Consider the following 13,003-nt stretch of genomic DNA (forward strand, 5'->3'; position numbering starts at 1 on the left):
GGTGCGTCCTGCGCTCCCGCAGCGGCAGCCACGCCGGACACAGGCTGCCGCGCACCCCCGTCACCGCACCGACCGGCATCAAGGGCTGAACAGGGACGAACCAGACTCGGCATGCTCCCCCCAAGGCCCCTCGACAGCAGCTATTGACTGGTGGAGGAACCACCGTGACAGCACTCCGGCCGCGCCTGCGCGGCCTCGCAGCAGCACTCACCCTGATCCTCGCGGCCCTGTTCGTGCCCCTGCCGGCCGCCGCCGACGAACAGCCGGTGCGTTACGACTCCTTCCGCCCCGGCCAGCCGTGGCTGGACGACAAGGGCGAACCCATCCAGGCGCACGGCGGGCAGGTCGTCACCTCCAAGGGCGAGGACGGCAAGCCGCTCTACTACTGGTACGGCGAGGTCCGGAGCAACGGCTACTACGACAGCCCCGGCATCCATGTGTACTCCTCGACCGACCTCTACAACTGGAAGGACGAGGGGCTCGCGCTGCGGTCCATGGACTCATCGGACCAGTTCGATTCCGACGACTACTTCCGCTCCCTGTACGGCAGTTACGACGCCGAGCAGAAGGAGGCCGTCTACCGGGACCTCGGCACCAAGCAGGTCAGCACCACCGTCAACCCCGCGATCCTGGAGCGGCCGAAGGTCATCTACAACGAGCACACCCGGCAGTGGGTGATGTGGGTGCACGCGGACGGCCCCTCGGAGACGTCCAATGCGCAGTACGCCAAGGCCCGGGCCGGAGTCGCGGTGTCGGACTCACCGACCGGACCGTTCCGCTGGATCGACAGCTACCGCCTCCACGTCGCACCGCCCGACGAGCCGAACCACTACCCGAGCCAGACCGGCATGGCCCGTGACATGAACCTGTTCGTCGACGACGACGGCACCGCCTACATCATCTACTCCAGCGAGGAGAACTACTCGCTGTTCATCTCGCGGCTCAACGACGAGTACACCCAACTCGCGACCCCGCCGGAGAAGGCCGTCAAGGGAGTCGACTTCACCCGCCCGTACATCGGCGCACACCGTGAGGCGCCCGCGCTCTTCAAGTTCGACGGCACCTACTACCTGATCACCTCCGGGGCGACGGGCTGGAGCCCCAACCCCGCGAGCTATGCGACGGCGACGTCGATCCTGGGGGAGTGGACCGACCACGGCAATCCCGTCAACGGGGACGGCGCCGAGGACACCTTCCAGTCGCAGAGCACCTCGGTCATCCCCGTCGACCCCGAGAACGGCCGGTTCGTCTTCATGGGAGACCGGTGGACGCCCGACTCGCTGGGCACTTCGCCGTACATCTGGCTGCCGCTCAGCTTCGGGGAGGGCGACTCGATGCGGCTCGAGTGGCGGGACACCTGGACCCTCGACGACCTCAAGGCGCAGCAGCGATACACCGTCCGCGCGCATATGCCGGAGTTCGTCCGGCTCGGCGACGACAGGCGGCTGCCGCGCCGGGCCCGCGTCACCCGGAACGGCGAGACCACCACCTTGGCGGTCACCTGGGACACCGAGCCGCTGTCCCGGCCCGGGGTCGTGTCCGTGACCGGCACATTGACGGACGCGGGCGGCCTCACCTTCACCCGAAGTGTCCTCGTCGTCCCGAAGGGGCTGCGGTACGCCGTCAACGCCGGCGGAGAGGCCACCTCCGACTGGACCAAGGTGATGGGCATCGGTGACGAGGACGGCGAGATGCTGAACTCGACGCCGGAGCAGGAGCTCGGCAAGGACCCGGACACCGGCGCGACCTGGGGCTACACCAGCGAGGGAAGTCTCCCCCGGACCGTGTCCGATGGAGACATGTACACGACGCTTCGGTACGCCGTCTCCCACCGCGACCTGACGTACACCTTCGGTGGTCTCGACCCCCGCCGGACCTACACGGTCCACGTCGGCTACTACGACCCCTGGCCGTGGGCCGACAGGGCGGCCCGGATCTCCGTCAACGGAACCGTCGTCGACGCACAGCGCCTGTTCAGCGGCGAGCCGGACGCCGGCGCGTACCGCGACATCCGCCCCGACAAGGACGGCGTGATCCGCCTGGACGTCGGCCCCACCCGTTCACCCGACATCCAGCTCAGCTGGGTGATGGTCGCGCAGGCCGACGACTGACCGGCTCCTGGCATTCGTACGAGAGGAACCTGTTCATGCTGCAACGGCTCGGACACACCCGACACCGCGCCGCGCTCGGCTGCGCGGTGCTCGTCCTCAGCTCGCTCCAGCTCACCGGCACGTCCTATGCCCGGGACGCGCCCTCACCGGAGGAACGGAAGGTCACCGAGGCCGCCGAGGCCCTGGCCGTCCGGGACGCCGACGACGTCCGCGGCAACCTCACTCTCCCGACCGAGGGCCTCTACCACTCGCGGCTGTCCTGGAAATCCACCGACGGGGAGACCGTCACCCAGACCGGCGAGGTCTCCCGCCCGGCCCACGGCGACGAGCCGGCAGAGGTACGGCTCACCGCCACCGTCCGGCTCGGCGGGACACAGGCCAAGCGCCGCTTCGACCTGACCGTACGGCCCTTGCCCAAGAAGGAGCCCTACGAGGGCTATGCCTTCAGCTACTTCACCGGCGAGGGCACCGCCGACGGCGAGCAGATCTACTTCGCCGCCAGCCGCGGCAACGACCCCTTGCACTGGGCGGAGCTCAACAATGGCCGGCCCGCCCTCACCTCCACCAAGGGCGACAAGGGCGTCCGCGACCCCTTCATCATCCGCTCGCCCGAGGGCGACAAGTTCTACCTCATCGCCACCGACCTCAAGATCAATGGCAACGGCGACTGGGACGCGGCCCAGCGCACCGGCAGCAAGTACATCGAGGTGTGGGAGTCCACCGATCTGGTGCACTGGTCCGACCAGCGCCATGTCCGCGTCTCGCCCGACACCGCGGGCAACACCTGGGCCCCGGAGGCGTACTACGACGACGAGCTCGGCGCGTACGTCGTCTTCTGGGCCTCCAAGCTGTACGCCGACGACGACCCGGAACACCACGGCAGCTCGTACAACCGCATGATGTACGCCACCACCCGCGACTTCCACACCTTCAGCGAGCCCAAGGTGTGGAAGGACCCCGGCTCCTCGATGATCGACTCCACGGTGATCAAGGAGGGGGACACCTACTACCGCTTCACCAAGGACGAGCGGGACAACACCTCCTCCACGCCGTGCGGCAAGTTCGTCATGGAGGAGAAGGCAACCCGGCTGCTCGACCTGGACTGGGACTCCGTCTCCGAGTGCATCGGCAAGGGCGACGACGGCGCCCCGGGCATCGCAGGCGGTGAGGGCCCGACCGTCTTCAAGTCCAACACCGAAGAGAAGTGGTACCTCTTCATCGATGAGTTCGGCGGCCGCGGCTATGTCCCCTTCGAGACCACCGATCTCGACTCCGGGAAGTGGACGATGTCCAAGGACTACGACCTCCCGTCCAGCCCCCGCCACGGCACGGTCCTGCCGATCACCAAGGCCGAGATGACCCGACTGCGGGGTGTCCCCATGTCTCCCGAATCGTGATCGGCACGGCCTCTGACGTCTGAGGGTAGTGTGAAGGCCTTCCCGACACGCCTCGTCCTCTCAGAGGTCTCTGCCCGGTGGCCCAGTCGGTGAGTATGAGGGATGTGGCTCGCGGCGCCGGGGTGTCCGTGGGCACGGTCTCGAGCGTCGGCAACCGTCCCGATGTTATGGCCGCGGAGACGAGGGCGCGGGTCCTGTCCGTGATCGACCGGCTCGGCCATGTCCGCAGCGAGTCAGCGCGCCAGGCGCGCGCGGGCCGCAGCCGGATCGCGGGCCTGCTCGTCCCGGGCCTGGGGGGCGGCCCTGGTCCCCACGTTGGCGTTAACGGGTGAGCAGCGTCGCCTGATCGCCGCTCGGCAGTGTCACCGGCGCCACGGGTCATGTCTGCCGAAGCCCGCCCACTGCTCCGGCGGCTCCAGCGCCGAGGGACTGGCGATCGGGTGGTCGAGCGCCTTCGTGTCCTGGTCTTCGCTCACGTGGTGCCGCCACGGCCCGGCGGTTCGTGCCGGCACCACCAGCCAGATCCGGCAACCCCGTAAGACGTTGCTTCTTATGGCGGGCCATTTGAATGAGGTCCGTGGCCTGCGTGGCCGGCCACGCCACCGCCCTCGGCGGCTGTTCGCCGACCGCGGCTGCGACTTCGACAATTACCGCCGTCTGATCCGGGCCCTGGGATCACACCCAAGATCGCCCGCCGCGGCACCCCCCACGGCTCCGGCCTGAGCAAGACCCGATGGGCCGTCGAGCGCACCTTCGCCTGGCTCCACCAGTTCAAACGACTCCGCATCCGCTACGAGATACGCGCGGACCTCCACCTCGGACTACCCCAACTCGCTTGCAGCATCATCTGCTTGAGACGACTCCGAACCTCATTCTGAAGCGATCAGTAAGAGCCACCGGGTAACCCGTGTCGCCCTCGATGCCCGCCGGGCGTCGAGAGTTTCATGGTCATTCCCGAGACGCTGGGCCATCGAGCCAGGATCGACTGACCTTCGCACCACCGTGACCATCGAACCCAACCGCACCGGTCCGATAACATGATCGAATTCATGGCGATCGCCCTCATCGCCCGCCCTTCACCGGAAAACCGTGCTATTCGGCACGAACAGTGACTTACTTAACCAAAATCTAACAAATCGGCCAAACAATTGATATCGATAGCATCGCGGGTGTTTTCGCGAATAAACTGCAGATTTACGTTCGCCGCGTGGCGTCAACCACGGGCGACGCTGTGGGCCACGGTGGCGGTGGTGGCCCTCGGATTCCTCATCGCGCTGGAGGTCGCCGCGCGTCGCTACGGCCTACCGGGGCCGATCACCACCCAGGTGCAAGAGGTGGTATTCGCCCCCAAATCGGGTTTCCTGTTGTACGCCAGTATGGCGTTGATGATGGTGGTGCTCACCTGGCGGCAACGGTTCATCGCGGCCGGTGCCGCGATCGGCATCGACGTCACCTTCTTGCTGGTGCGGTGGGCGGCCGACGCCAAGGTGACCGACGGCCACCCCTTCGGCAACGGCGCGTTGTGGGTGATTTTGGGCTATGCGGTCATCGCTGTCACGCGCCGCACAGGCCGGGAACGTGTCCTGCTGCTGAAGGGCGTCGGGCTGGGCCTGCTGCTGGTGGCCGGCCGCAAGACTGGCGATACCTGGCTACTCATCACGTCGAAGACCCGCCCGGCGGTGCTCGACCAATATGTGGCAACCGCCGATCACGCGCTGGGCAACCCGTCGTGGCTGGTAGGCCGGATTGTCACGGCCACCGGCCCGATCGGCGCCCATTTTCTCGACTACGTCTACACTCAGCTTCCGGTGGCCGCGGTCATCGTCGCGCTGTACCAGCTGCGTAACGTGGCGGTCGAGCGTCGCTTCCCGGGCCATCATCTGGTGCGCACCTTTCTGGTCATCGGCCTCCTCGGGCCGGGCATCTACATGATCTTCCCGGTGGTCGGACCGATCTTCGCCTACGGCGCCGACGGCGGGCACTGGGCGGTGGCCAACCTGTGGCCGGACATGCCGCCGCCGATCAATACCCCGCACCACATGCCATTCGACGAGATCACCCCACGCAACTGCATGCCCAGCCTGCACACGGCGTGGGCTACCGCGATCTTCATTCATTCCCGCCAGGGCCCACGGATTCTGCAATTCGCAGGCGCGTTCTGGCTGATTGCTACGCTCGGCGCAACCCTGGGCTTCGGCTACCACTACGGCGCGGACATCGTCGCCGGCGTGGTGTTTACACTCACGATCGAGGCAGCGCTGCGCTCGCTCGAACGTGGCTGGGACCGGTCAGGAATCCAGTTGGTCACCTACGGTGCAACGGTCTTCGCTGCGCTCTTGGTGTCATATCGCTATCTGCCGATGGAGATGGCCGGACATCCGTGGGTGTTCGGGCCGCTGCTCATTCTGGCGATGACCTCAGTGGTCTACGGCTACGTACGAACCACCAAACTGTGGGAACCGAAGGCCGCACCAGCGCGGCAACCGGAACCGCAACCCGAACTGAGCGCTGTCCCGTAAATGATCTACGACGTGCTCGTTGACCTGGCCGTTTCTTCGTCACCCGGCGAGGGTGAGGTTGTGCAGGCGGGCGATGCGGAGCATGGCGTGGTGGACGCCGTCGCCCTTGAGGCGGCAGTCGCGGAGGATCTTCCAGGTCTTCATGCGGGCGAAGGTGTGGTCGACGCGGGCGCGGACCTTGCGGTGGGAGGTGTTGTCTTCCTCTTTCCAGGCCGGGAGTTGGGCTTGGCCGGGTTCGCGGCTGTGCGGGATGACCAGGCCGGTGCCCCGGTAGCCGCCGTCCGCGATCACCGTGGTCCGAACAACTCCTCGTATTTGATCACTCGGACTGGTAACTGCCGTACGTGCAGGCGGTCTTCGGCTGAGCATGTGCTCCGACCAAGGAACACACAACCTCAGCACGAAGGCCGTGGGGATGAGTCTGTTGCATCATGCTGTCCGGCAGGATCCGTTTGCGGAACTGTCACGCTTCCGGGGTGAGTTCTACTTCTGTCTGACCCTGCGTGCGGATGCGTTGTTCGAGCTGGCCGATGCTGTGCTGTGTGCGGACGGTCCGGTCCGGTCGCTGGTGGAGCTGTCATTGGTGGGCGAGCACCGTCGCGGGCATGGTGGGCTCTACGACTCTCTGGCCGCAGGCCGGGTGGATATCGCCCGGCTGCGACGGGCTCTGGCCGCCGATATCACCTGCTGGCTGCGGCCGAGCGCGCACACCTCACCGCAGCGGATCCTGTGTCACACCTACGGGCGGGGCAAGGACCAGCGACTTCCGCCAGGGAGGGCCCGGTACAGCGAGGCGACCGAGGGGCGCTTGCCCGCGTACGCATTAGGCCAGCGGCGGCCCTGGTACGGCTGATGCGCGGCTGACAGGTTCCCGGCGGCAGGGAGCCGGATGATCTCTTCGTGTTGGGCGGCGAGCCGGGCCAGGGCCTGGGTGCGGTAGTCCGTGAGCTCGTCGATCGTCTGCTCCGATCGGTCCAGCCGCTCCCTGAGCTTGGCGTTCTCCGTCTTGAGGCGGGTGATCTGGGCTTCGCGCGGGTCGGGAATGTCGCCGGCCTGCTGCAGGGCCTGAAGGCGTCGCTCGAACTCGACGCGGAGGTGAGCGTAGGGGTGGGTGCCGTAGATGGCGGTGCGGTCGACGTCCGCTTCGCGGGTGAGGGTCTTGATGTCGCGCTTCCCGCCGGGCGGGATCTCGCCGCGCAGGAGCCGGTCCGTGGCGGCCTGGATGCGGTTTTCATTCTCTCGGCTGAGGGCGAATGGTCCCTCGAACTTGATCGCTCGCGCTGGTAACCGCCGTACGTGGGAGCGGCCTTCGGCTGGTCTTGTGCTCCGACCAAGGAACGCGCACATGACCAGCAAAGGTCGTGGGGATGAGTCTGCTGTACGAAGAGATCCGGCGGGAGCCGTTCGCGACGCTGTCACACTTCCGGGCAGCGCAAGAACCTGTGGCCCACGGCATCTTCGACCAGCTGTGGCCGCCGTGTGTACTCCCCACGGAAATACTTCCGAAGCCGTTCGGCTTCGGCTGGCGTGTTTGAGGGCGGCCCGCAGCTCAACCCGTTTTCTCTCGCCGCCACCTTCGTCACGCTACGTGTTCTGATCCAGTAGGTCCCCAGGCGCACTACCGCTGGGACAGCAGCCCCACCAGCCGGCGACCCGAGCGACGGCTACTGCCGGACGCTTTTTTAATTAAGGCTTTTGAGTAGTTCTCCCCTGTTTGAGCGGTGCAGTCTGCATTAAGACTGAGGTCCATGTTCAGCCGACGCCGTGGACCCGCTGCTCGCGGGGGAGTGTCTCCCGGTGACGCGTCTCCTGCCGAATACGACAGGACCTCAACCAACGACCGATCAGCGCCCTCGAACTCACGCCCAAGACACATGGCCCAGTCGGGTGATGAGGACCCTGTTTTCCCCCCCGGAGGTCTGAGATGTTTACACTCCACACCCCTAAAGTCCGGTATGAGTCTGTCTTCTCCACCACCCCGCAGTCGGTGCCCGCCGTGCGGCACCAGGCCAGAACCATCCTCACCCAGTGGATGCCGGGCATCACCGAGGGCAGCCTGGACCGTGCTCTCCTGATCGTAGGCGAGCTGGTGGCCAACGCCGTCAAACATGCCGCCCGGCTCTCCCCCCGCGCAGAGCTGTCGCTGGAGACTGCCGACCACCAGCTGATCATCAGTGTCCATGATCGGGATCCTCACCACCCTCAAGCTCTGTCGGCCGCGAGCCCCGACGGAACCGGGGGCCGGGGAATGCGAATTGTGTACGATCTGGCATCCGAGGTCGGCGGCATAGTGGAGGTCCACTCCGACGCTGACCTGGGCGGGAAGCTCGTACGCGTCTGCGTTCCCCTCCGAACGAATAGTCGGCAGCCAACTACAACGGCCCCCCGAGAGCATGCCCCGCGCGGGACCGAGCAGAGCCGTCGCCCGAACGAACCAACGGGTGCAGGTCCAGCCGTACGCCACTGAAAACGCGGCACCACCTGGTTCAACAAGCTGAAGCAGTAGGCCAAGGCCCCGACCTGGTGACACTTCCGCTGCCGGGCCGAGCAACTGGAATGGGCAGACGAGCTCGGCGAGAGTGAGGTGTGGCGGCTGACCGGCGTCGCGCGCTGCCGGCGTGCCTGGCGCACAGGGCCCGGATGCGTGCCCACGACGCGCTGACCAGATGTTCTGCACGCGGCTCGCGTTGCAGGTCAAGCGGGCCGAGGTGGAGCTCGCACAGAACCTCTGTTTCCACGTTCCGGGGGCAGCTGTGGGCATGCCCACCTGCTGGATTGTCTGTCCGCTGCAGCGACAAGTTTCGACAGCAGCGGCGCCACCCTGATACGGGAAAGCTACCTAATGCGGGGAAAGCTACTCAAAAACTTCGGCGCAGTATGTTGATTTCATGGGAACGCGGGCAGGGGTGGGCAGAGGCACGGGCATCTCCGCTGAACTCACCGTCCTGGTCGGCCGACGCGCAGAGGTCACCGAGGTCAGACGGCTGCTCTCGGTATCGCGCCTGGTCACGCTCACTGGTGCTGGAGGTGTGGGCAAGACCAGGCTGGCGTTGCAGGCCGCCGCTACGGTCACCCGGGCGTTTCCCGACGGAGTCTACGTGGCAGAGCTGGCAGACTTGCGCGACCCTGAGCTGCTGGTCCAGAGCGTGGCCACCGTCATGGACCTGAAGAACCAGTCCGGCCGTGACACTCTCCACGTGGTAATCGACCACATTCGCGGCAGACGACTGCTGCTCGTACTGGACAACTGCGAGCACTTGGTGGACGTCTGCGCACGTACTGTCGACGCCCTGCTCCGAGCCGCGCCCGGCTTGCGCGTCCTGACCACCAGTCGCCAAGTGCTGGGCGTCACCGGGGAGCAGGTGTTTCCGGTCCCGCCCCTTCCCACCCCAGTACCTGGCGAGCGGCACCCGGTCAGGGAACTGCTCCAGTACCCGGCGGTCGCCCTGTTCGAGCAGCGCGCCGCCTCCGTACTGCCCGGGTTCAAGGTCACCCAGGAGAACGCCGAGGCGGTGGCCCAACTGGTTGGCCGCCTGGATGGGCTCCCGCTGTCGATCGAGCTTGCCGCGGCCCGGATGCGGACCCTGACCCTGCACGAGATCCTGGCCCGGCTGGCGGACCGTTTCGCACTGCTGACCCTCGGCAGCCGTAGCGCGATGCCCAGGCAGCGGACACTGCGGGACCTGATCGACTGGAGCTACGCACTATGCACCGAGCAGGAACGCACGCTCTGGGCCCAGGCCTCGGTCTTCTCGGGAGGCTTCGACCTGGAGGCTGTGGAGGCGGTCTGCGCGGCGGACGACCTCCCGAAGCATGCGATGGTCGAGCTGGTGGACGGCCTGGTGGGGAAGTCGGTGCTGACTCGGCGCGAGAACGGCGACCGCGCCCGGTACCAGATGCTGGAGACCATCCGTGAATACGGCTACGAGCGGCTGGCCGAGTCCGGCAAGGTTCCCACCCTTCGCCGTCGCCACCGTGACCACTACCTGGGCCTGACCACGCGGGCCCAGGCCCAGTGGTTCGGCCCGCACCAGGTGGCGTGGTTCACGCGGCTGCGCCTTGACCATGCCAACCTCCGGGCGGCCCTGGACTTCTGCCTTGTCACCCCCGGCGAGGCCGCCGTCGGCATGGCCCTGGCGGTGGCGCCACGCCACTACTGGATTACTCTCGGTTCCCTGAGTGAGGGGCGCCACTGGCTCGCTCGCCTGTTGGCAGCTGAGAGCGAGGACAGCGCTGCGCGCACCTCGGCGCTAGGCACCTACGCCTACCTTGGCATCCTGCAGGGCGCTACCGAGGAGGCGCTGCCCGTGCTGGGCGAGTACCGTGAGGCCGCCGAGCGCCTTGCTGATGTCTCCGGCCTCGCCTGGGCGCAGCACCACCTGGCGATGACTGCTTTGTTCCGCGGGGACCTGCCGCGGGCCGCCGCACTGTTCGAGGACGCCGTCACAGTCCACCGTGACCTGGGGGATCTTGGCAGTGCCACGGAGTGCATGTTCAAGCTGGCCCTTGTGGTCTGCCTCCAGGGAAACCATGACCGCGCCCTTGAGTTGTGCCGGGAATGCGAAACCCTCACCGTGGCACACGGAGAATCGTGGATCAGAGCGCTCACACTGTTCGTTGAGAGCCTCATCCAGTGGCAGGGCGGCGACCACCGCACCGTCGACGCACTGGCCCGGGAGGCTATCCGGCTCATGCGACCCTTTGAAGACTGGTGGGACATCGCCATGTGTGTGGAACTCATGGCATGGAGCGCGGCAGCTGCCGGCGGGTTCCTACGCGCCGCCCACCTGCTCGGCATCCTCCAGTCTCTTTGGGGGACGACCGGAGGCACGCTCTTCACCGCGCCCTTCATGATCGAGTCCCATCAGCAGTGCGAGAACGTAGTGCGTACAGCGCTGGAGACGACAGCATTCGATCGGGCATTCCGGCACGGCGCGGAGTTGTCCGTGCCAGCGGCCCTGGCCTACGTGCTGGAGGAGGCGGCCGAGGCGCTCACCGCACCGTCAGCCGACCGTAGCGAGCACGCTGACATAGCGTTGACCCGGCGTGAGCGTGAGGTCGCTGACCTCGTCGCCGCCGGCATGAGCAACAAGGAGATCGCCGCCAAGCTGGTGATCGCCCAGCGCACCGCCGAGAACCACGTCGAACACATCCTGGCCAAGCTCGGCTTCACCTCCCGCTCTCAGCTCGCCGTATGGGTCCACGAGCAGCAGACCCCCGGATTCCCAGGATTGCCGGAGTCAGCGCCCTGACTGCGGCCCGCGCCCGTTTCCATTCGCCGAACGCCGCTGTTGGCCACCATGCGGCGCATCGGCACGGTCAGCCTGGGTCAGGTCATCGGCGAAATCGGCCCGATCCTCGAACGAGCCCGGACCAGCGAACAACTCATTGCCGAAGCCGGAGTTGTGCCCATCACTCGTGCTTCGGGCAATTCCCGCACAGTCGCCTTCCGCTACACGACCAACCGCAGAGCCCGCCTCGCCCTGACTGTGTTCGCCGACCGCAGCCGCCGTGACAGCGACTGGGCTGCCAAGATCTACAACGATGCCCGAGCACGCCAGAAGCGACACCCTCATGCCGTCCGCATTCTGGCCGCTCTCGGCTCCGTGTGTTCTGCGCCTGCTGGCACGACGGCGCCTGCTACAACCCTGCTGCCCACCAAACCGACGGCAGGTCAAAGAAGCCGAGACGCCCCTGGCGGTATAGAGGTTGACTCAGGGAACTCATGCACCGCCGCCGCCCCGCCCGCGACTACGAACCCCACCCACACCGATCAGCAGCCATGATCCAAATCGCCGCCATCAACCTCATGACCCGACCTGCGGCGATGGCTTCGCGAACGAGGCATCAAGCACCGCATCGCCCGCAAGGGAATCGACTCCTTGCAGCGACTGGGCTGCCACCGCTGGACCATCGAACGCGAGTGACCACGTATCTGTACGGTCCGCGGGTGTTGAGACAAGTGGCCTGGTCAGTCCACTACAGCTCGCGGGACCTGCTACCGCGCCCTGACCTCAATCCTGGCACCTGCAGATTTGCCCGGAGGACTGGGAGTCGTGGCTCGATGACCTGGGCATCAGCGGAGGAAGTCCAGAACATGACCTCCGAACAGGTCAGCATGCTGGAAGAGGAATCCGTGTCCGGCGTTGCTGTAAAGGGTGAGTGTCGCGTCGGGCAGGTTCTGGGACATGGCGTAACTGAGGTAGGCATGAGCCATCACGTCTTGGGCGCCGTTGGCGACCAGTACCGGCAGCGTGAGTTCCTGCAGCCGATCCCATGCCGCGTCCTCGCCGCCGCTCCATGCGCGGATGGCGGCGAACTGTGCCTTGACACCGTCGGCGGCCACGGTCGACTGCGACGACCTCAACCGCGTACGCAGCCTGTGGAGCGATGCTGTTCCGGCCGCGCGAGCGGATGGGTTTTCGGGGAAGAACAGGTACAGGAAGTCCTCGTCGTCATTGACCTCCTTGAGGGCCGTCGGCCACACCTTGTCCGGAGCGGCAGGCGCGTCCGGAACACGGCCAGGACCGCTGCCGGCGACGACGAGCCGACGGACGAGTCCTGGCTGGGCCAGGGTGAGCGCCTGGGCGACGAAACCTCCCATTGACCAGCCCAGGACGTCGGCCTCGTCCACACCGATCGTTTCCAGGAACTCGGCGGCACCCGATGCCATCGCCGCCACCGTGCCGGGTACGTCCCCTGTGGACAGCCCCACTCCGACGTTGTCGAAGACGATGACCTCGCGCTCACGGGCCAGGACGTCCAGCAGCGCCGGATCCCAGTGGTCGATCGTTCCCCGGAAACGGTTGGTCAGGACGAGAGGTATGCTGCCGGCCGTGCCGAATCGGCGATAGGCGAAGCGTGCCGACCACCCGTCGGTGAACTTCGTTTCCGCCGTATCGGACAGAAACCGGGTCTGGGACATGAGTGCTCCGTGAGGTGTTGGGTGGCCCGCGAGGACCGGATGCGGCTGTTC

7 protein-coding genes and 6 pseudogenes are annotated in these 13,003 nt (G+C 66.6%); 10 read left to right on the top strand and 3 right to left on the bottom strand.

Annotated features, from left to right (window positions below):
- Positions 1-164: 164 nt before the first annotated feature.
- From ACGFU7_RS33780 to ACGFU7_RS33800, 5 genes and pseudogenes are all read left to right on the top strand, one after another.
- Positions 165-2,111, top strand: coding sequence for a glycoside hydrolase family 43 protein (locus ACGFU7_RS33780; protein WP_393700984.1), 1,947 nt, complete (start codon positions 165-167; stop codon positions 2,109-2,111).
- 35 nt (positions 2,112-2,146) lie between these two features.
- Positions 2,147-3,508, top strand: coding sequence for an immunoglobulin-like domain-containing protein (locus ACGFU7_RS33785; RefSeq protein ID WP_393700985.1), 1,362 nt, complete (start codon positions 2,147-2,149; stop codon positions 3,506-3,508).
- Positions 3,509-3,585: 77 nt separating this feature from the next.
- Positions 3,586-3,804 (top strand): annotated as a pseudogene (locus tag ACGFU7_RS33790) (LacI family DNA-binding transcriptional regulator); the annotation flags it as partial.
- 277 nt (positions 3,805-4,081) lie between these two features.
- Positions 4,082-4,386 (top strand): annotated as a pseudogene (locus tag ACGFU7_RS33795) (transposase); the annotation flags it as partial.
- A 369-nt stretch (positions 4,387-4,755) separates the two neighbouring features.
- The gene (locus ACGFU7_RS33800; protein ID WP_393701088.1) at positions 4,756-6,027 is read left to right on the top strand and encodes a phosphatase PAP2 family protein; all 1,272 of its coding nucleotides are present in this window, start codon (positions 4,756-4,758) and stop codon (positions 6,025-6,027) included.
- A 39-nt stretch (positions 6,028-6,066) separates the two neighbouring features.
- Here the strand turns inward: ACGFU7_RS33800 and ACGFU7_RS33805 are convergent.
- Positions 6,067-6,333 (bottom strand): annotated as a pseudogene (locus ACGFU7_RS33805) (transposase family protein); the annotation flags it as partial.
- 109 nt (positions 6,334-6,442) lie between these two features.
- Here ACGFU7_RS33805 and ACGFU7_RS33810 point away from each other — a divergent pair.
- A pseudogene (locus tag ACGFU7_RS33810) lies at positions 6,443-6,802 on the top strand (transposase); the annotation flags it as partial.
- Here the strand turns inward: ACGFU7_RS33810 and ACGFU7_RS33815 are convergent.
- Positions 6,766-7,374 carry a hypothetical protein gene (locus ACGFU7_RS33815; protein ID WP_393700986.1) on the bottom strand — a complete coding sequence of 203 codons (609 nt, stop codon included), beginning with the start codon at positions 7,372-7,374 and terminating at the stop codon, positions 6,766-6,768. The pseudogene ACGFU7_RS33810 and the gene ACGFU7_RS33815 sit on opposite strands and share 37 nt — an antisense overlap.
- 577 nt (positions 7,375-7,951) lie before the next feature.
- On the opposite strand from ACGFU7_RS33815, the gene ACGFU7_RS33820 reads away from it, so the two are divergent.
- The 4 genes and pseudogenes from ACGFU7_RS33820 to ACGFU7_RS33835 all read left to right on the top strand — a co-directional run.
- Positions 7,952-8,494 carry an ATP-binding protein gene (locus ACGFU7_RS33820; RefSeq protein WP_393700988.1) on the top strand — a complete coding sequence of 181 codons (543 nt, stop codon included), beginning with the start codon at positions 7,952-7,954 and terminating at the stop codon, positions 8,492-8,494.
- Positions 8,495-8,915: 421 nt separating this feature from the next.
- Complete coding sequence (locus ACGFU7_RS33825) at positions 8,916-11,279, top strand: LuxR C-terminal-related transcriptional regulator (RefSeq protein WP_393700990.1); 2,364 nt, start codon at positions 8,916-8,918, stop codon at positions 11,277-11,279.
- 48 nt (positions 11,280-11,327) lie between these two features.
- A pseudogene (locus ACGFU7_RS33830) lies at positions 11,328-11,507 on the top strand (transposase); the annotation flags it as partial.
- 242 nt (positions 11,508-11,749) lie between these two features.
- A pseudogene (locus ACGFU7_RS33835) lies at positions 11,750-11,845 on the top strand (IS5/IS1182 family transposase); the annotation flags it as partial.
- Between the two features lie 258 nt (positions 11,846-12,103).
- On the opposite strand, the gene ACGFU7_RS33840 reads toward ACGFU7_RS33835, so the two are convergent.
- Positions 12,104-12,952: an alpha/beta fold hydrolase gene (locus ACGFU7_RS33840; protein WP_393700991.1), complete on the bottom strand. Its 849-nt coding sequence runs from the start codon at positions 12,950-12,952 to the stop codon at positions 12,104-12,106.
- Between the last annotated feature and the right edge of the window lie 51 nt (positions 12,953-13,003).

This window comes from Streptomyces sp. NPDC048473 (assembly GCF_043200155.1).
In the GTDB taxonomy this organism is placed as follows: Bacteria; Actinomycetota; Actinomycetes; order Streptomycetales; family Streptomycetaceae; genus Streptomyces.